Genomic DNA, 17,746 nt, shown 5'->3' on the forward strand with positions numbered 1-17,746 from the left:
CAGCCGGCAGTGCCCATCGGCGGGGGCTAGACTGCTCTTCGTGGTGCTTCCGACGGGTCCTTTCGTCACGCCACTGATAGGTTGCAATCCGCATCACATCGCCAAAAATCTCTAGCAACTGGACCATGGCCGTATCTCCTTGACGACGAGTAGACCGCCGCTGGCCTTCGCCTTCAAACGAGTATAATTTCCACTTCGGATAATCCTGGGTTATGCGAATGAAGCGTGGGCGACTGCCGCTGACGGCCTTGAGGAGCTTTGAAGCAGCCGGGCGGCACCTGAGTTTCAGCAGGGCGGCCGAGGAGCTTTTCGTCTCGCAGGCAGCGATCAGCCGGCAGATCCGCGAGCTCGAGATCTTTCTGCGCCGGCCCCTGTTCGAACGTCACCATCGCCGCGTCGAACTGACCGATGCGGGCCGCCGGCTGCTCAGTCAGCTGGTCAGGAGTTTCGACGCCATCGACGCCCTGCTTTCCGAGTTGGTGGCGGCTCCCGCGCAGACAGTGGTTCGCGTCAGCGTCGAGCCGTCTCTGGCATCGGTATGGCTGGTGCCGCGGCTCAACCGTTTTCGCCAATTGCGGCCCGACATCGACGTTGCGCTCGAAGTCGATCCAAGGCTGATTGAGTTTCGCGGCGACCAGCCTGAACTTGCGTTACGCTTCAGTGCGCATGCTGCCTCGTGGCCGCGCAGCGAGGCCGAGCAGCTTGCCTCGACGGTCGATTCACCGGTTCTGTCGCCGGCGCTGCTTGCCGCGGGGCCTCCCCTCGACAAGCCGGCCGACCTTGGCCGCTATACGCTGTTGCATGAGGAAAACCGACAGGGTTGGGCGCGCTGGTTCGAGGCGGCCGGTGTGCCTGCCGACGCGGTGCTCGCGCGCGGTCCTATGCTGGCGGATGCGTCGCTTTCGAAGCAGGCCGCTCTGCTCGGACACGGGGTGGCGCTGGGCGATCTTCTGCAGATCGGTGAAGAGCTCGCCTCCGGCACGCTGGTCAAGCCATTCGACATCGACGTCGCGTCCGGCGCCTATTGGCTGGTGGCCAGAAGCCTGCGCGATCTCCCCGAGCCAGCCGCCGCGTTCGCCGACTGGGTGAGAAGCGAATTCGCCGAAAGCAGACGGCTCCAATAGGCCGCCAAATGGGCTATCAGGCGGCTTCTTCGGCGCGCTTCTTCTCGATCTGACCGATCGCGTCGACCACCGCGTCGAAGGTCAACATGGTCGAGGCATGGCGCGCCTTGTAGTCGCGCACCGGTTCCAGATATTTGAGATCGGCGAAGCGGCCTTCCGGCGGCGCTCCGTTCTCTTTCAGCATTTTCAGCATGGTCTCGCGCACCGCGCGCAATTCGTCGGCCGTAGCGCCAACCACATGCTGCGCCATGATGGAGGACGAGGCCTGGCCGAGCGCGCAGGCCTTCACGTCATGTGCGAAATCGGTAACCACGCCGTCCGCCATGTTGAGATCGACGGTAACGGTAGAGCCGCACAATTTGGAATGTGCCCTCGCGCTGGCATCGGGATGATCGAGCCGGCCAATCCGTGTGATATTTCCGGCAAAACCGAGAATTTTCGCATTGTAGACGTCGTTGATCATTATTTTCCAGTCCGTCGCCGCCAAGCGAACAGCGTTTGCCGCTGACGCGTCTTTCTTTCGCTCGTCATGACCATATATAATGGTGGCAGTCCGGTATCGACAAGGCGACGAAAAGCCCACGTCTTTGCCGCAGTTTGCTCACGCCGCTTACGGGGCTGGAAACCGGGCGAGTTTCCGACGCCGAAAGGTCGTGGTCCGTTCAACTCGTTCCTCCTGAGAGAGGGACTACGGGAGACGCCTTTATGGATGCCGTTATCAAGAAGTTCATGCCCCAGTCGGCCTACATGGAAAAGCCCGTCACCGACCGGCCGAGCGAGGCCGAGGTCGAGGCTGCGGTACGCACGCTTTTGCGCTGGACCGGCGACAACCCCGATCGCGAAGGGCTGGTCGACACGCCCAAGCGGGTGGCCAAGGCCTATCGGGAAATGTTCGGCGGCTATGACATGTGCCCGGCCGAAGAGCTTGGCCGCACCTTCGAGGAAGTGGCTGGTTACGACGACCTTGTCATCGTCAAGGCCATCCAGTTCCATTCGCATTGCGAACATCACATGGTGCCGATCATCGGCAAAGCCCATGTCGGCTATCTGCCGGACGGCAAGGTCGTCGGCCTGTCCAAGATCGCGCGCGTGGTCGATATCTTCGCCCATCGCCTGCAGACCCAGGAAGCCATGACCGCGCAGATCGCCGGCGTCATTCAGGATGTGCTCAATCCGCGCGGCGTTGCCGTGATGATCGAGGCCGAGCACATGTGCATGGCCATGCGCGGCATCCGCAAGCAGGGCTCCACCACGCTGACCTCGACCTTCACCGGCGTGTTCAAGGATACTCCCGAAGAACAGGTTCGTTTCGTCACCATGGTGCGTGGCGGTGGGGTGTAAGCCGCCTCGCCCGGCATCGCCGAACCATGATTCCGAAAGTGGCTACCGGTTTTCGGATAATTATGGTCAAACAGGAAGATAGCCCGGCGATGTCGGCACTGGAATTTCCGAAGGCTCCCTCAGACAAGAAAGCGCTGGAAGAAGGCGCGGTGTTTTCACCGCGCTTCGATGCCGCCGGCCTGGTCACCGTCGTCGTCACCGATGCGGCAGACGGCGTGCTTTTGATGGTCGCGCACATGAATGCGCAGGCTCTGGCGTTGACGCTTGAAACAGGTATCGCCCACTACTGGTCGCGTTCGCGCAATGCGCTGTGGAAGAAGGGCGAAACGTCAGGCAATCTCCAGCATGTCATCGAGGTGCTCACGGATTGTGACCAGGACGCCATATGGTTGCGCGTCAAAGTGCTAGGCCACGACGCAACTTGTCACACAGGCCGGCGTTCCTGCTTCTATCGGACGGTGGGGCTGATCGACGGCAAGGCGATGCTTGCCGACGATGGCAGCGAGCCCTTGTTCGATGCGGAAAAAACGTATCGGAAGCTCCCGTGAATGACCAGCTTGAACCTTTTGCCCGCAGCCAACCACATAGATTCACCATTTCGATACGGCCCGCCTATATATTAGCTGTGGGACAAGGGAGATCATGATGCTCGAGTGGGCGTCATTGCGTAACAGAGCGGACGTACGAGAGGCGAATGGTCCCGCTTCGTCCGGCGGCGCGTCCGAAACAACATCACCAAAGAAAACTGGCATCTCGCTTGCACTGGGCGGCGGTTGCGCAAGAGGCTGGGCGCATATCGGCGTGCTGCGCGCGCTCGATGAAGCCGGCATCGAGGTTTCGATGATTGCCGGCACCTCGATCGGCGCGCTGGTCGGCGGCTGTTACCTCGCCGGAAAACTGGACGAGTTGGAAGAGTTCGCCCGCAGCCTAACCAGGCGGCGCATCTTCGGCCTGCTCGATCTAAACCTGCGCGGCAGCGGTCTGTTCGGCGGCATGAAGCTGGATGCTCGCCTGCGTGAGCATGTGGCCGGCATTCGCTTTGAGGATTTGTCCAAGCCGTTCGTCGCGGTCGCTTCCGAAATCCGCACCGGCCATGAGATTTGGCTGTCGAACGGTTCGCTGATAACAGCCATGCGCGCTTCCTATGCCTTGCCCGGCGTGTTCGAGCCGGTGACTTGCAATGGTCGCGTGCTGGTCGACGGAGCTTTGGTCAATCCGGTGCCGGTGTCGGTCTGCCGTGCCTATGAGCAGCCGCTGGTTGTCGCGGTCAACCTTCATTACGACCTGTTCGGCCGTGCCGCCGTCATCAAGCATAGCGCCGGCGAACTGGTCGTCGAGAACGATGCACCGCGCAGTGGCCAATTCGACCCGGAGCACCGGGCGCATCAGACGCGGCTTGGCATCACCGGCGTCATGGTCGAGGCCTTCAACATCATCCAAGACCGAATCTCGCGCGCCAGGCTTGCCGGCGATCCGCCGGACATGTCGCTGCAGCCCAAGCTCAGCCACATCGGTCTGACCGAATTCCACCGCGCCGATGAGGCGATCCAGATCGGCTATAGGGCAACGATGGCACAGATCGGCGAACTGACCCGGCTTCAGACGGTTCTCGCCTGATCAAAGACGCATCAGGCGCGTGCCGCGTCGACGATGCGGAACTGCACGCTGCGATTGCCGTTCCAGTAATTGCCCGACAATGAGCCGGCGACGTGGATCGTCTTACCGCGGTTCTTGAACAGGAAGTCGCCGAGCACGGTGTCGACGGCACGAAAGGCGATCGCCTGGATGCGACCGCCACTGCCCGACTGGAGGTCGGCGCGGATGTGGTTGGTGCCGACCAGCCGGGCGTCGGCCAGCCGATGGCGAGGCAGCGCGAAAACAGGCGCGACATGCCCTGCACCGAACGGGCCGGCCTTTTCCAGCGCATCCAGCAAGGCCAGCGTCGCACCCTCGGCGGCAAGCGCGCCGTCGATCGCCAGGCTTTCCTCGTCTTGCAATCGGAACACGTCGGCTGCTGCGCGCTCCTCGAAAAATGCCCTGAGCTCGCCGAGCCGCGTGCGCTCGACGGTAATGCCGGCTGCCATGCCATGGCCGCCGCCCTTGACGATCAGCCCGGCATCTGCGGCTTCGCGCACCAGCCGGCCGAGATCGAAGCCCGACACCGAGCGACCTGAACCGGTGCCGGTGCCGGTGGCGTTGAAGGCGATGGCGAAGGCCGGCCGTCGGGCATGGTCCTTGAGCCTGGAGGCAAGCAGGCCGACGATGCCGGGATGCCAGTTGGTGCTAGCGGTAACGACGATGGCCGGCCCGCTGCCGCCGGCAAGCTCGGCATCGGCCTCGGCACGCGCCGCGGCCAGCATCTCGTGTTCCATCAGCTGCCGCTCCTGGTTGAGCCGATCGAGCGTCTCGGCGATGGTGCGGGCCTCGACCGGATCGTCGGTCGCAAGCAGCCGGCTGCCGAGGGCGGCGTCGCCGATGCGCCCGCCGGCGTTTATGCGCGGTCCGATCAGGTAGGCCAGATGGAAGGTGCTGAGCGGCTCGCCGACGCGCGAGACCCGCGCCAGCGCAGACATTCCCTCGTTCTTCTGCTGGCGCGCCACTTGCAAGCCCTTGACGACGAAGGCACGGTTGACGCCGGTGAGCGGCACTACATCGCAGACCGTGGCCAGCGCCACGAGATCGAGCAGCGAGAGCAGGTCCGGCGGCGTGGCGTCGGCCAGCCGGCCGCGCAGGACCTTGGCCGTCTGCACCAGCGCGAGAAAAACCACTCCGGCGGCGCAGAGATGGCCCTGCCCGGAAAGGTCGTCGTCGCGGTTGGGGTTGACCACCGCGTGTGCCGCCGGCAAGGCGCCGCCGACCTGGTGATGGTCGAGCACCACGACATCGGCACCGGCGGCATTGGCCGCGTCGATGGAAGCCGCGCTGTTGGTGCCGCAATCGACGGTGACGATCAGCGTCGCGCCGCGCGAGACGAGCTCGCGCATGGCTTCGGGATTGGGACCGTAACCCTCGAAGATACGATCGGGAATGTAGATTTCCGACGATATCGAGAAATGCGCGAGGAAGCGTTTGAGCAAGGCCGACGAGGCGGCGCCATCGACATCGTAGTCGCCGAAGATCGCCACCTTCTCCCGGGCCATCACCGCGGCGGCTATTCGAATGGCCGCCTTGTCCATGTCAGTCAGCGAAGCCGGGTCCGGCAGCAGGTCGCGGATCGTCGGGTCGAGAAAGCGCTCCGCCTGTTCCGCCGTCACGCCACGTCCGGCAAGCACGCGCGCGACGATATCGGGCACGCCGTGCCCCTGTGCGATGGCAAGCGCGACCATGTCCTGCCGCTCGGTCAGCCGATGTTCCCAGGAAACACCGGTGGCCGACTGTCGGACATCGAGAAAAAGGCGTCTCTCGCCCGTCATGCGAGGCGACGTTTGCGGATGATCATTGCCCACAATATGCGACGGCCAGTCAGGAATGCATCAAAACTTTTCCAGGTCCTGATGCCGGGCCTTGATCTCGCGCACGGTGCGCGACGACGAGCGCAGCACGATCGTGTGCGTTGTGATGTAGTTGCGGCCGAACTTGACCCCTGCCAGCATGTTGCCGTCGGTGACGCCGGTGGCCGCGAACAACACATCGCCGCGCGCCATGTCCTCGGCCCGGTAGACCCGCTTCGGGTCGGCAATACCCATCTTGCCGGCGCGGGCGACCTTTTCGGGCGTATCGAGGATCAAGCGGCCCTGCATCTGGCCACCCGTGCAGCGCAGCGCCGCCGCGGCCAGCACGCCCTCCGGCGCGCCGCCAATGCCGAGATAGATGTCGATGCCGGTTTCCTCGGGATCGGTGGTGTGGATGACACCGGCGACGTCGCCATCGCCGATCAGCCGGATTGCCGCCCCGGTGGCGCGCACGGCGTCGATCAGCTTGCCATGGCGCGGACGGTCGAGGATGCAAGCGGTAACGTCGGACACCGCGACGCCCTTGGCCTTTGCCAGGCTGGCTATGTTTTCGGCCGGCGAGGCATCGATGTCGATGACGCCCTCGGCATAGCCCGGGCCGATGGCGATCTTGTCCATGTAGACGTCGGGCGCGAACAGCAGGCTGCCCTTCTCGGCGATGGCGATCACGGCCAGCGCGTTGGGCAGGTTCTTCGCGCAGATCGTGGTGCCTTCCAGCGGGTCGAGCGCAATGTCGACCGCCGGGCCTTTGCCGGTGCCGACCTCCTCTCCGATATAGAGCATCGGCGCCTCGTCCCGCTCGCCTTCGCCGATCACCACCGTGCCCTTGATGGCGAGGCGATTGAGCTCCTGGCGCATGGCGTCCACCGCGACCTGGTCGGCGGCCTTTTCGTCACCGCGTCCGCGCAGCCTGGCGGCCGCGACGGCGGCGCGTTCGGTGACGCGCACCAGTTCCATGGTGAGTATCCGGTCAAGTCCGGCGATAATGTTGTGGGCCACGTTCATCAGGTCGATCCTCGTTCGCATGCCACCTCCCGCCGGAGGCGCGCCTCTTGTGTCAAACGAGCATGACAACGGCAAGACCTCTCGAAGGTTTTCTCGAAAAGCCTGCAATATCAATCGATTAAACTATGGATAGCACGATTCCGGCGAACTTGGGCCGCTTTCAAAGTAGGTATCGAGATCTAAAACACGGCCAGATATTTCAATAGCGAAACGATGCCGATGATGATGACGATGATCTGCGCGATCTGCCGCATCCTGGCATCCAGCGGCAATCGCTGAATGAGATAAAGCACCAGAATGATCACGAGGAACGTGATCAGAATACCGATCAGGACGGAAGAAGCCATGGTGCTCCCCTGGAAATTGCTCGATGGACAGGTAAGCCGGCAAACCCGGTTCGGTCGTTACCGGATCAATACCAGCGGCGCTGGGTGTCATTCATCGATTGGCCAACGGCGAGGCCGGCCAGAAAACCCAGCAGCCCGATGACGCCGACCACAGCCGTCGTCGTGCCCGGATTTTCCCGCGCGACCTCCGAGACCGCCTGCGCCTGGCTGCGCAACTGCTGAGCCGTTCGCGACGCACGGCTCGCCGCGCTGTCGTAGACATCGGATGCCTGAGCCGAGGCCTCGTCAACCAATTCCGCACCTCGCTCCGAAAGGCTCTTGTTGATCCTGGTGATCTCCTTGCGCAGATCGGCGATCTGCTTTTCGAGCGTCTTTTGGATGTCGTCGATCTGGGGGGTGTCGGATTTCGATGTTTCGGCCATTGGCATTCCCTCGGTTTGCACCTCGGGAGAACGGCGCTGGCCGGGATTGGTTCCGGCGAGCCAAGCAGCGGCATCGGCCGCAACAGTATCGTCGCAGCAATCCCGTGGTAGGCGACGGAAGGAAATATCTATCCTGCCCGTTCGATCCGGATGACCTGCGGCTTGTCGGTCAGGTGACCATCCTTGGTGATACCGTCCACGGCCTTGCGCACCGCAGCTTCGGTGGTCTCGTGGGTGACGAGGATCACCGTCTTTTGCGCCGCCGCTTCGCCGCTGATCGCGTGCTGGACGATCGATTCCAGCGAGATATCGTTGTCGGCCATGCGCTTGGCGATGGCCGCGAACACGCCGATGCGGTCATGCACGGTCAGCCGGATGAAGTAGCCGCCGGCATGGCTGCGCATCTGCGCCTTCTTGTAAGGCTTCAATTCCCTCGCCGGCCTGCCGAATACCGGGCCGTGCTGGAAGCCGGGACGGCTCTTTGCGATATCGGCGATGTCGCCGATGACGGCCGAGGCGGTGGCATTGCCGCCGGCGCCGGGGCCGGAGAGCAGCAGTTCGCCGAGGATGTCGGTCTCGATCGCCACCGCATTGATGACGCCGTGGACCTGCGCGATCACCGAGGCCGTCGGCACCATGGTCGGATGCACGCGCTGCTCGATGCCGCTCTCGGTGCGCTGGGCAACGCCAAGTAGCTTGATCCGGTAGCCGAGATCGCCGGCCGCACGGATATCGGCCTGGGTGATGTTCGAGATGCCTTCCATGTAGATGTCGTTGGCGGCGATCTTGGTGCCGAAGGCCAGGCTGGTCAGGATCGACAGTTTGTGCGCGGTGTCATGGCCTTCGATGTCGAAGGTCGGGTCGGCCTCGGCATAGCCCAGCCGCTGCGCGTCCTTGAGGCAGGCGTCGAACGAGATGCCTTCGGCCTCCATCCGGGTCAGGACATAGTTGCAGGTACCGTTGAGAATACCGAAGACGCGGGTGACCGAGTTGCCGGCCATCGCCTCGCGCATCGTCTTGATAACCGGAATGCCGCCCGCCACCGCGGCCTCGTAGTTGAGCAGCACGCCCTTCTTCTCGGCGATCTCGGCCAGTACGACACCATGTTTGGCCAGCAGCGCCTTGTTCGCGGTAACGACATGGCGGCCGGCTTCGAGCGCCGCCCTGACCGCCGCGAACGCCGGCCCCTCGTCGCCGCCGATCAGCTCGACGAAAACGTCGATCTCGGCGGCCTGCGCCATCTTGACCGGATCGTCGAACCATTTCGCGGCATTGAGATCGACGCCGCGGTCGAGCTTGGGATCACGCGCCGAAACCGCCGACACGACGATGTCGCGCCCACACTGCCGTGTCAGCTCCGCCGCCTTGTCGCGCAGCACGCGCGCCACCGAGGCGCCGACCGTGCCGAGGCCGGCAATTCCAACACGCAGAGCTTCAGCCATGGCCGGCGATGTCCCCCGAAAGATCAAACGAAATTGTGTGCGGAAAGCTTACCGATGGGCGGAAAGCGGCACGACATTGTTGGGTTGCTTGGCACTGGTCGCCAGGAAGCGCTTGATGTTGCGCGCCGCCTGCCGGATCCGGTGCTCGTTCTCGACCAGCGCGACACGCACGAAATCATCGCCGTGTTCGCCGAAGCCGACGCCTGGCGCCACCGCAACGTCGGCATGTTCGATGAGCAGCTTGGAGAATTCGAGCGAGCCGAGATGGCGGAACGGCTCGGGAATCGGCGCCCAGGCGAACATGGACGCAGCCGGAGCCGGAATGGTCCAGCCCGCGCGGCCGAAGGCATCTACCATCACGTCGCGCCGCTTGTGGTAGATGTCGCGCACTTCGGCGATGTCGGCGCCATCGCCGTTGAGGGCGTGTGCGGCCGCCACCTGGATCGGGGTGAACGCACCGTAATCGAGATAGGATTTCACCCGGGTCAGCGCCGAGATAAGCCGCTCGTTGCCAACCGCAAAGCCCATGCGCCAGCCGGGCATGGAGAAGGTCTTCGACATGGAGGTGAACTCGACGCAAACGTCGATCGCGCCCGGCACCTGCAGCACCGAAGGCGGCGGATTGCCGTCGAAATAGATCTCCGAATAGGCAAGGTCCGACAGGATGATGATGTCGTTCTTCTTCGCGAACGCCACCACGTCCTTGTAAAAATCGAGCGAGGCGACCAGCGCCGTCGGGTTCGACGGGTAGTTGAGGATCAGCGCCAGCGGCTTCGGAATCGAATGGCGGATGCCGCGCTCGACCGCCGGGATGAAACCGTCATCGGGTTCCACCTGCAGCGACCGGATGACGCCGCCCGACATGATGAAGCCGAAAGCATGGATCGGGTAGGTTGGATTCGGGCACAGGATCACGTCGCCAGGGGCGGTGATCGCCTGCGCCATGTTGGCGAAGCCCTCTTTCGAACCCAGCGTTGCCACCACTTGCGTATCGGGATCAAGCTTCACGCCGAAGCGGCGCTGATAGTAAGCGGCCTGGGCGCGGCGCAGGCCCGGAATGCCGCGCGAGGAGGAATAGCGATGGGTGCGCGGATCGCGCACCACTTCGCACAACTTGTCGACGATTGCCTTGGGCGTCGGCAGGTCCGGATTGCCCATGCCGAGGTCGATGATGTCGGCGCCGCGCGAGCGGGCGCTGGCCTTGAGCCGGTTGACCTGCTCGAAGACATAGGGCGGAAGCCGGCGGACCTTGTGAAACTCTTCCATGGCAGTTCCAGACATCACTTGGCGTTTGGCAAGGCGCGCCGTGTCGGCAAGTGCCTTGGGCGCGCGCTATATACTTATTTGCAGGTAGGGTCGAGGGTGGGGTCGCATTTGCCTTCGATCTGCTTCAGCGTCTGCGCGCCATGCTTGCTGGCCAGGTCCGTCAGCGCCGCCTGATTGGTGACGTTGGGGGCGCCGCCATTGGCTGCCTGCGCGCTTTCGTCCCCCTTCAATTCCGCGAGCCTGGCATTCCTCTCGGCATCGGTGAACTGTTTGGCCGCTACTTTCGGCGGGATGTTCAGGTTCGGAAAGGTGCCGGTATCCTTCGGTCCCGCTGATGTGGCGATGGGCACCGGGCCGCTGGTATTGGTGCTCGAGCAGGCCCCAAGGCACAGCAGGGCAATTGCCGCACCGATGCGGCAAAAACGACCGGCGCCGAAAAAAACAGTCTCGCCAATGTTAATCGTCATATTGTTTCCTTGGCAGCCGGGGTAGAGCGAGGTTGGACCCAGTCGGATGTCCCATGGTAATATGTCAAGAAAACGCTTCGGGAGGAACCCCGCGCACCATGTCCAAAACACCCGATTCGGGCAAAGCGGAAGATGGCGGACCTTCGATGGTCGAGCAATATCTGGTGAAGGACCCGGAACGCTTCGCCCTGAACATGGCGCGCATGATCGAGCAGGCCGGCAAGGCGGCTTCCGCCTGGGCCGAGCCGCGCGAGAAGGGCGAAGTGCGCGACCATGTCGCCGAACCGGTCGTCGACATGGTGAAGACCTTCTCCAAGCTCAGCGAATACTGGCTTGCCGACCCACAACGCGCGCTCGAAGCGCAGACGCGGCTGTTCGCCGGCTATATGACGGTTTGGGCGAACGCCATCCAGCGCGTCAGCCCCGATGCCGAGCGAACCGAGGACGCGGTCAAGCCGGAGCGCGGCGACAAGCGTTTCCAGGATCCGGAATGGGGCCGCAACGCCTTCTTCGATTTCTTGAAACAGGCCTATCTCGTCACCTCGCGCTGGGCGGCTGATCTTGTCGAGCACGCCGAAGGCCTGGATGACCACACCCGCCACAAGGCGAGCTTCTACGTCAAGCAGGTGTCCAACGCCATCTCGCCGTCGAATTTCATCCTGACCAATCCGGAACTGTTTCGCGAAACCATCGCCTCGAACGGCGAAAATCTTGTGCGCGGCATGAAGATGCTGGCCGAGGACATCGCCGCCGGCAAGGGCGACCTGAAGCTGCGTCAGGCCGACTACTCGCCCTTCGAGATCGGCCGCAACATCGCCACCACCCCCGGCAAGGTGGTCGGCCGCAGCGACGTCGCCGAGATCATTCAATACGATCCCGCCACCGAGACGGTGCTGAAACGGCCGCTGCTGATCTGCCCGCCCTGGATCAACAAGTTCTACATACTCGACCTCAACCCGCAGAAATCCTTCATCCGCTGGGCGATCGAACAGGGCCACACCGTGTTCGTCATCTCCTGGATCAACCCTGATGAACGCCACGGCATGAAGAACTGGGAGGCTTATACAAGAGAGGGGCTGCAATACGGCCTCGACACTATCGAGAAGGCCACAGGCGAGAAAGAGGTCAACGCTATCGGCTACTGCGTCGGCGGCACGTTGCTGGCGGCGGCACTTGCCCTGCTGGCGCAGGAGGGTGACGATCGCATCAAATCGGCGACCTTCTTCACCACCCAGGTCGATTTCACCTATGCCGGCGACCTCAAGGTGTTCGTCGACGAGGAACAGGTCGCGGCGGTGGAAAAGGCGATGAACGAAAAGGGCTATCTCGACGGCACCAAGATGGCGACCGCCTTCAACATGCTGCGCTCGGGCGACCTGATCTGGCCCTATGTCGTCAACAACTACATGCGCGGCAAGGATCCCCTGCCATTCGACCTGCTTTACTGGAATGCCGATTCGACACGCATGGCGGCGGCCAACCACTCCTTCTATTTGCGCAACTGCTATCTCGAGAACAACCTCTCGCGCGGCAGGATGGAACTTGCCGGACGCACCGTTTCGCTCGCCGACATCAAGATTCCCGTCTACAACCTCGCCTCTAGGGAAGACCACATCGCTCCCGCGCTGTCCGTCTTCCTCGGCTCGAAATATTTCGGTGGCGAGGTCGAATACGTGATGGCGGGCTCCGGTCATATCGCCGGCGTCGTCAACCCGCCCGCATCGGGCAAGTACCAGTACTGGACCGGCGGCAAGCCGGAGGGCGACTTCGGCGAGTGGATCGCAAGGGCCACCGACCATCCTGGCTCCTGGTGGCCGCACTGGCAGAGCTGGATAGAGGCTAAGGACAACAATCGCGTGCCTGCCCGCAAAGCAGGCAAGCATATGAAAACTTTTGGTGATGCCCCCGGCACCTATGTCAAGGTGCGTGTGTAACCGACTGTAATGTCTGGTGAGTTGACGGACCCGTAAAAGCGGGCGAAATGGTGTCGTCAACCATCTTGCCGCCTAAATTCGGCAATTGCCGCAAAAATACTTCCAGGCTGCTGATTTGACACAGGTCTCGTTTCCGGATCGGAGACAAGGGGCACCTCGACGCAGCCGTTCGGACGCCGCGCCAAGGATATACCGATCGGATATCGAGGGGGAATTTGACTTTGAAATCAGCAGGGTGGAGCCTCGCGAAGGGAGAACGCCGCACCATTGCGGCGGCGCTCTGCTCCGTGCTCCTGGCCTCCTGCACCTCGGCCGGCGACCCCACAATGTCGGTTGGCATGCCCGGCTACAATGCCTCCGCGTCGGACATCAACGCAGCCTCGACAAACAAGCCGATCGTGGCCGGCGATTCGTCGTCGCAGACGGCGACCACGCAGACCACCGTGATGGCGGAAGGCGACACAGCGCTGCCCGAGACGGTCGCCTACGTGCCGATTACCAAGCCGCAGGCGGCCTTCCCGCTCACCGCGCCGGCTGAAGCTGAAACGATTGCCGGAAACACGCCGCAATCGCTGGAGCAGCAGCCGCAGACGGCGCAGCAGACCGATGCGGCGGCGCAGAAGATCGCCGCCGCCGACGCGGCCGTGACGGCGCCGAAGCAGGCCGCCACACCGGCGATGAACAATCCGGTCTATGTGACCGCTGGCGAGGCGCAGCAAGCGGAGGCGCCGAAGAAAAGGGGTTTCCTGGCCTCGATGTTTGGCGCCACGCCGGCTTCGGCGAAGCCCGCTCCACTGGTCAACACGCGCGCAGGCGAACAGCCGGCTGTGCAGGCCAAGCCCGCCCCGGCGGCGGCAAAGCCGATCATTACACTGGCCTCGGCCGATTCCACGGCGAAACCGGTGCAGCTGGCTTCGCTCGGCGACGACTCAGGTCACATCACCGGCAGCGATGCCCTGCCGGGCGTCCGCCAGACGGCGCTGTTCGAGATCAAGCGCAAATCCGGCCTCGACGACGAAAGCGACGTCGACCTCAACGAGGATGAAGGTTCGGGCGGCCTCTACCAGGTAGCTTCCGCCGCCGGCATGGCGCGCCTGGCGCCCAACGGGCTCTTGAAGCAGAACGAGAGTGTCGACGTGGCGTGCCTCAAGCCCTCGCTGGTGCGCGTGCTCAAAACGATCGAAGGCCACTACGGCCGCAAGATGGTCGTCACCTCCGGCTATCGCGACCCCGCCCGCAACCGCCGTGCCAACGGCGCCAAGAATTCGCTGCACATGTATTGCGCCGCCGCCGACATCCAGGTGCCGGGCGTCTCGAAATGGGAGCTGGCGAGCTACGTCAGGACGATGCCCGGCCGCGGCGGCGTCGGCACCTACTGCCACACCGAATCGGTCCACGTCGACGTCGGCCCCGAGCGCGACTGGAACTGGCGCTGCCGCCGGCGCAGCGGTGGCGAAGGCTGACCAGGGCCGGTTCGGCTGGACGCGCTAATACCGTGGTCCAAACCTCCGCGATTGCTCTCCTTCGCAAAGAGCGAGGTGAGTTCTGGGTTTGGCACGGGCACATGCAATCTGTTCTTAAGGCTTAGTCATCTCCTTCTTGAGACTTGGCTTAATTATGGCGCGGTAGTTTTTGATCCCAGCAGCAAGAAGCCGGGTTTCCCACGTTCCCGCTTACCTCTTTTCTTCAGGTTGACAGTGATATCCTTGAGGGGGAGCTTTCCACTCAGGATTTGTTAATCATGCTCGGGGATTGGAATGCACAAGGTCGTCGCGGCGATTGCTGTGCTTGTGCTTGCGTTGGTGGCGGACATGGGTTCGATATCGCCATCCTTCGCTCAGCAACGCTGCACGGAAATCGGATTTCCAGACAAGGACACGGCCGTTCAGAGCGGCCTCGCGCCTGTCGATAACTGCTATGAGCTCGACGCCCAGGCTGCTGCCGCTTCATCGGACGCCCGGGCCGGAACGCCATTTCGCGATTGCGAACATTGCCCTGAAATGGTCCCGCTGCCTCCGGGCAGCTTCATGATGGGCGCAAGCCAGAAGGAGATGAAGCGGCTCAGATATGTGCAATGGGCGACGCCTCAACATGAGGTAACGATCGGCTATCCGTTCGCCATCGGTCGCTTCGAGGTCACCGTTGATGAGTTTGACGCTTATGTGAAGGAAACCGGTGCTGGGGTCGGCGGCAAGTGCGGTATACGTACGATCGAAAGCGGCCCGAACAAATTCAAAATATAGCGGCACACCCGTCCCCGGCGGCGACAAGACTGAATCCGCGCCATACGCCATCTATATCAGCGACGGCTCCTACGCGCAGCCGGGATTACCCGTGACAGGACGACAACCGGCCGTATGCGTTTCCCGCAACGACATGAAAGACTATCTCGACTGGCTCTCCATGAAGGCGAACAAACACTACCGGCTGCCGACAGAAGCGGAGTGGGAATACGCTTATCGGGCGGGAACGGATTCGTTCAATTATTGGGGCGATGACTTCAAGCAGACATGCGATTACGCGAACTTCGCAGACCGCAAGTCCGGCTATCAGGCAGGCATGGCTGCCTCCTGTTCGGAGAAAATACATCCTGACTGGACCGCCGAGGTCGGTTCCTACAAGCCCAACTCATGGGGTCTTTACGACATGGGCGGTAATGCCCAGGAAGCCGTCGAGGACTGCTTTCACAAGAGCTACCAAGGGGCGCCCGCTGACGGTTCGCCTTGGACGGAGCCCGACTGCGTTCTCTTCGCGGCGCGCAGCGGCGACTATGAGTTGACGCAGTTCTCCATGCGTGGGTCAGAGCGGTTGCTGTTCGGATACACCGACGATACCGATGACGGCATGTGGAACCGGGATGAAGGATCCGATGAACGCTTCAACGTCATGGGTTTCCGTGTGGCCTTGTCGCTCGACGATAAGAGCTGGGACAAGACCGCGCGAGCTGCTGCGCCCGAAAAACCGGCAGAAGTGAAGGTTGCGGCCGCTGCATCACCGACCACAACAGACAGTGGTCCGCAATATGACCACCTGCCCGCCGCGGTCAAAACCTACGTCGAGGATATCCGCAACAGCTGCAAGGACTATGACGCGAGCGGCATCCCTGCCAACAAGATGTCGGGCGTCCGACCGATTTCGCTTGTCGACGGCTCGCCAGCCCTTCTCATCGAGAATGAAACCTTATGCTCCGGCCATTACCCGGGCGCGAATTGCAGCAATCGCGGGTGCGATGTGGTGGTCATGGTCGAAGGGAACGGCGGTTGGAAGGAAATCTTCCACGAGCATCTGTACGACGACACCTTCGACATCGGCGAGGACAAAAAACTGAGTTCGATTTCAGCGACAATCTATGCGGGCGACCCGCATTGTGGTTCCCCTCCGAACGCCAAATTCATGTCCAGCGACAGCTGCGATGTCGTGATCCACTATGAAAACCAGGGCTGGATTTGGCGAAAGGCCCAACATGCGGCGACGTCGCGCGTCACCGGCGGCCAGATAGGGACGGACACCGCACCTTCGACCACAGAGAATTGCGGCGGCTCATATGTCTTCGTGCAATTGGTCACGTTCCTGTACGATCCTCTGCTCGGCCCGAAGGTGGATCGACAAATGCTCGAGGCAAAGGGTGACGCTGCCTCCTGGTACGACGTGGAATGCGATGCGGCTGGGAGGCCCTCGATCTTTACCCGCTACGAGTTTGGCAAGAAGACCGGTCTGACGGCCGTGGAATACGACGGTCAGTCGAACCATGTGGCGCGGCAAGTCGCGAAAGGTCCGGACGGAAATGTGCTCGATACCAGCGTGATTGCGCGCAATGCAAAGATGCGGCCCGCAAGAATCGAGGTCCTGAATGCAGATGGCGTAGCCGAAAAGGTCGGCCTCTTCAGCTATCGCGATGACTTCGTCGATCTGAACATTACGGAGGTGAAAAGCGGCGCATCACTATGGCATGCACGTGAATGGTTCGATGACAGCGGAGCCCTTGCCCGAGCATACTGGTACTATCCGAGGTTTTGGTATGACTATCACTACGATCCGAAAACGGGCCTTTATCCGGTGCACGACAAGTATGACGGTGACCTGAAATTCGAGACAACGAAGTACGAATATGACGAGTTCGGGAATACCCTGTCCCGCAGGTCTACATGCATTGTCGACACGTGCGACACGGTGACAAATTTCGGAAAATACGACCACGGCCATCTGGCACACGAAGAGGCGAAACTCAAAAGCGGAGACCAGCTTGTCTGGGAGAACGCGTACGATGCCGAGGGCCGACTGGCGGTGTCGCACCTGAATGCGAACGGGCGTTTCGTTATCAAGTTCGTTGTTGAACGAGATGGACCTTTGGTCAAACAGACGGTTGCCTATTCCCCGCAGGGCAAGAAGCTCTTCGTCTATGATCGCGCGGAGACGGTATACATAACCAGAAACGGATCCCCGGTGAATGGCGGCAAATACAAGCGCTTTACGAAACACGATGTCTGGTGAACAAACCGATGTCACTGTTGAGCGACATGCATTTCATCGGGCCGCTTCCGCAATCGTCTGAAAAGTGCCCGGAAATCCACGCGGCGGCTGGTGACGGCCGCCAGAAAAATTGCCGCTGGCGCTGCGTGAATCACTCGCTTCGGCAGGCGGGAAAAAAGTTGTCCAAGCCGGCACCTGACGGGTTGCCGGTTGCGCACAACGCCAGTATAAGCCGCTTTCATCTGAGCGCGCCCATCGTCTAGCGGTCAGGACACCGCCCTTTCACGGCGGTAACAGGGGTTCGATTCCCCTTGGGCGTACCAGCTTCACTCGATGTCCCCTCCGCTCCTTTCGGCGTCAAGAGCTATTGCGCCGGACAGGGTAACACCCCCTTCCGAAACGTCATTTTACGTGTTGACCATTCCGCCGCCTCGACCTTGTCGAGGGCAAGGCTCGATGGTTAAATCGGCTTTCCC

Annotated in this window: 17 protein-coding genes and 1 tRNA gene; 10 read left to right on the top strand and 8 right to left on the bottom strand. The window is 62.1% G+C overall.

Features of this window, described 5'->3' with window-relative positions; all coding sequences use genetic code 11:
• Positions 1-218: 218 nt before the first annotated feature.
• A complete protein-coding gene (locus LB545_RS12165; RefSeq protein WP_140517055.1) occupies positions 219-1,124 on the top strand; it encodes a LysR substrate-binding domain-containing protein in 906 nt (301 codons plus the stop codon).
• Between the two features lie 16 nt (positions 1,125-1,140).
• Here LB545_RS12165 and LB545_RS12170 read toward each other — a convergent pair whose 3' ends face one another.
• Positions 1,141-1,587, bottom strand: a complete 447-nt coding sequence (locus tag LB545_RS12170; RefSeq protein WP_140495827.1) for an iron-sulfur cluster assembly scaffold protein — start codon at positions 1,585-1,587, stop codon at positions 1,141-1,143.
• A 242-nt stretch (positions 1,588-1,829) separates the two neighbouring features.
• Between LB545_RS12170 and folE the strand changes: the two genes are divergently transcribed.
• The 3 genes from folE (at position 1,830) to LB545_RS12185 (ending at position 4,082) form a co-directional block, all read left to right on the top strand.
• Positions 1,830-2,465: a GTP cyclohydrolase I FolE gene (folE, locus tag LB545_RS12175; RefSeq protein ID WP_224705115.1), complete on the top strand. Its 636-nt coding sequence runs from the start codon at positions 1,830-1,832 to the stop codon at positions 2,463-2,465.
• Positions 2,466-2,554: 89 nt separating this feature from the next.
• Positions 2,555-3,013 carry a phosphoribosyl-AMP cyclohydrolase gene (gene hisI, locus LB545_RS12180; protein ID WP_140517282.1) on the top strand — a complete coding sequence of 153 codons (459 nt, stop codon included), beginning with the start codon at positions 2,555-2,557 and terminating at the stop codon, positions 3,011-3,013.
• A gap of 97 nt (positions 3,014-3,110) precedes the next feature.
• Positions 3,111-4,082 carry a patatin family protein gene (locus tag LB545_RS12185; RefSeq protein WP_140517059.1) on the top strand — a complete coding sequence of 324 codons (972 nt, stop codon included), beginning with the start codon at positions 3,111-3,113 and terminating at the stop codon, positions 4,080-4,082.
• An 11-nt stretch (positions 4,083-4,093) separates the two neighbouring features.
• Here the strand turns inward: LB545_RS12185 and recJ are convergent, their stop codons facing one another.
• From recJ to LB545_RS12220, 7 genes are all read right to left on the bottom strand, one after another.
• Positions 4,094-5,878 (bottom strand): single-stranded-DNA-specific exonuclease RecJ, encoded by a 1,785-nt coding sequence (recJ, locus tag LB545_RS12190; protein WP_140517061.1) that lies wholly within the window; start codon positions 5,876-5,878, stop codon positions 4,094-4,096.
• 60 nt (positions 5,879-5,938) lie between these two features.
• On the bottom strand, positions 5,939-6,922 hold the full coding sequence (gene glpX / locus LB545_RS12195; protein ID WP_140495884.1) for a class II fructose-bisphosphatase: 984 nt from the start codon (positions 6,920-6,922) through the stop codon (positions 5,939-5,941).
• A gap of 179 nt (positions 6,923-7,101) precedes the next feature.
• Positions 7,102-7,269, bottom strand: coding sequence for a Thivi_2564 family membrane protein (locus tag LB545_RS12200; RefSeq protein WP_140495823.1), 168 nt, complete (start codon positions 7,267-7,269; stop codon positions 7,102-7,104).
• Positions 7,270-7,334: 65 nt separating this feature from the next.
• Positions 7,335-7,691 carry a hypothetical protein gene (locus tag LB545_RS12205; RefSeq protein ID WP_140517065.1) on the bottom strand — a complete coding sequence of 119 codons (357 nt, stop codon included), beginning with the start codon at positions 7,689-7,691 and terminating at the stop codon, positions 7,335-7,337.
• Between the two features lie 128 nt (positions 7,692-7,819).
• Positions 7,820-9,133: a homoserine dehydrogenase gene (locus LB545_RS12210; protein WP_224705117.1), complete on the bottom strand. Its 1,314-nt coding sequence runs from the start codon at positions 9,131-9,133 to the stop codon at positions 7,820-7,822.
• 48 nt (positions 9,134-9,181) lie between these two features.
• Positions 9,182-10,399, bottom strand: a complete 1,218-nt coding sequence (locus LB545_RS12215; RefSeq protein ID WP_140495820.1) for an LL-diaminopimelate aminotransferase — start codon at positions 10,397-10,399, stop codon at positions 9,182-9,184.
• 74 nt (positions 10,400-10,473) lie between these two features.
• A complete protein-coding gene (locus tag LB545_RS12220) occupies positions 10,474-10,866 on the bottom strand; it encodes a hypothetical protein (protein WP_140495819.1) in 393 nt (130 codons plus the stop codon).
• 98 nt (positions 10,867-10,964) lie between these two features.
• On the opposite strand from LB545_RS12220, the gene phaC reads away from it, so the two are divergent.
• The 6 genes from phaC (at position 10,965) to LB545_RS12245 (ending at position 17,593) form a co-directional block, all read left to right on the top strand.
• Complete coding sequence (gene phaC / locus LB545_RS12225) at positions 10,965-12,800, top strand: class I poly(R)-hydroxyalkanoic acid synthase (protein WP_224705119.1); 1,836 nt, start codon at positions 10,965-10,967, stop codon at positions 12,798-12,800.
• Between the two features lie 215 nt (positions 12,801-13,015).
• Positions 13,016-14,263 carry a YcbK family protein gene (locus LB545_RS12230; protein WP_140495817.1) on the top strand — a complete coding sequence of 416 codons (1,248 nt, stop codon included), beginning with the start codon at positions 13,016-13,018 and terminating at the stop codon, positions 14,261-14,263.
• 294 nt (positions 14,264-14,557) lie between these two features.
• A complete protein-coding gene (locus LB545_RS30840; protein WP_263493885.1) occupies positions 14,558-15,043 on the top strand; it encodes a formylglycine-generating enzyme family protein in 486 nt (161 codons plus the stop codon).
• On the top strand, positions 14,976-17,291 hold the full coding sequence (locus tag LB545_RS12235; RefSeq protein WP_411971082.1) for a formylglycine-generating enzyme family protein: 2,316 nt from the start codon (positions 14,976-14,978) through the stop codon (positions 17,289-17,291). The genes LB545_RS30840 and LB545_RS12235 overlap by 68 nt, the downstream gene beginning before the upstream one ends.
• On the top strand, positions 17,288-17,533 hold the full coding sequence (locus tag LB545_RS12240; RefSeq protein WP_224705121.1) for a hypothetical protein: 246 nt from the start codon (positions 17,288-17,290) through the stop codon (positions 17,531-17,533). Before LB545_RS12235 ends, LB545_RS12240 begins: the two co-directional genes overlap by 4 nt.
• Positions 17,519-17,593: transfer RNA gene (locus LB545_RS12245), tRNA-Glu, on the top strand. Before LB545_RS12240 ends, LB545_RS12245 begins: the two co-directional genes overlap by 15 nt.
• Positions 17,594-17,746 lie beyond the last annotated feature (153 nt).

The sequence above is a fragment of the Mesorhizobium sp. BR1-1-6 genome (genome assembly GCF_020165355.1).
Classification (GTDB): domain Bacteria; phylum Pseudomonadota; class Alphaproteobacteria; order Rhizobiales; family Rhizobiaceae; genus Mesorhizobium.

Bases quoted from the DNA above. Each gene is read 5' to 3' on its own strand.
- LB545_RS12165 (WP_140517055.1), top strand. From the start codon at position 219: ATGAAGCGTGGGCGACTGCCGCTGACGGCCTTGAGGAGCTTTGAAGCA.
- LB545_RS12170 (WP_140495827.1), bottom strand. From the start codon at position 1,587: ATGATCAACGACGTCTACAATGCGAAAATTCTCGGTTTTGCCGGAAAT.
- folE (WP_224705115.1), top strand. From the start codon at position 1,830: ATGGATGCCGTTATCAAGAAGTTCATGCCCCAGTCGGCCTACATGGAA.
- hisI (WP_140517282.1), top strand. From the start codon at position 2,555: ATGTCGGCACTGGAATTTCCGAAGGCTCCCTCAGACAAGAAAGCGCTG.
- LB545_RS12185 (WP_140517059.1), top strand. From the start codon at position 3,111: ATGCTCGAGTGGGCGTCATTGCGTAACAGAGCGGACGTACGAGAGGCG.
- recJ (WP_140517061.1), bottom strand. From the start codon at position 5,878: ATGACGGGCGAGAGACGCCTTTTTCTCGATGTCCGACAGTCGGCCACC.
- glpX (WP_140495884.1), bottom strand. From the start codon at position 6,922: ATGAACGTGGCCCACAACATTATCGCCGGACTTGACCGGATACTCACC.
- LB545_RS12200 (WP_140495823.1), bottom strand. From the start codon at position 7,269: ATGGCTTCTTCCGTCCTGATCGGTATTCTGATCACGTTCCTCGTGATC.
- LB545_RS12205 (WP_140517065.1), bottom strand. From the start codon at position 7,691: ATGGCCGAAACATCGAAATCCGACACCCCCCAGATCGACGACATCCAA.
- LB545_RS12210 (WP_224705117.1), bottom strand. From the start codon at position 9,133: ATGGCTGAAGCTCTGCGTGTTGGAATTGCCGGCCTCGGCACGGTCGGC.
- LB545_RS12215 (WP_140495820.1), bottom strand. From the start codon at position 10,399: ATGGAAGAGTTTCACAAGGTCCGCCGGCTTCCGCCCTATGTCTTCGAG.
- LB545_RS12220 (WP_140495819.1), bottom strand. From the start codon at position 10,866: ATGACGATTAACATTGGCGAGACTGTTTTTTTCGGCGCCGGTCGTTTT.
- phaC (WP_224705119.1), top strand. From the start codon at position 10,965: ATGTCCAAAACACCCGATTCGGGCAAAGCGGAAGATGGCGGACCTTCG.
- LB545_RS30840 (WP_263493885.1), top strand. From the start codon at position 14,558: ATGCACAAGGTCGTCGCGGCGATTGCTGTGCTTGTGCTTGCGTTGGTG.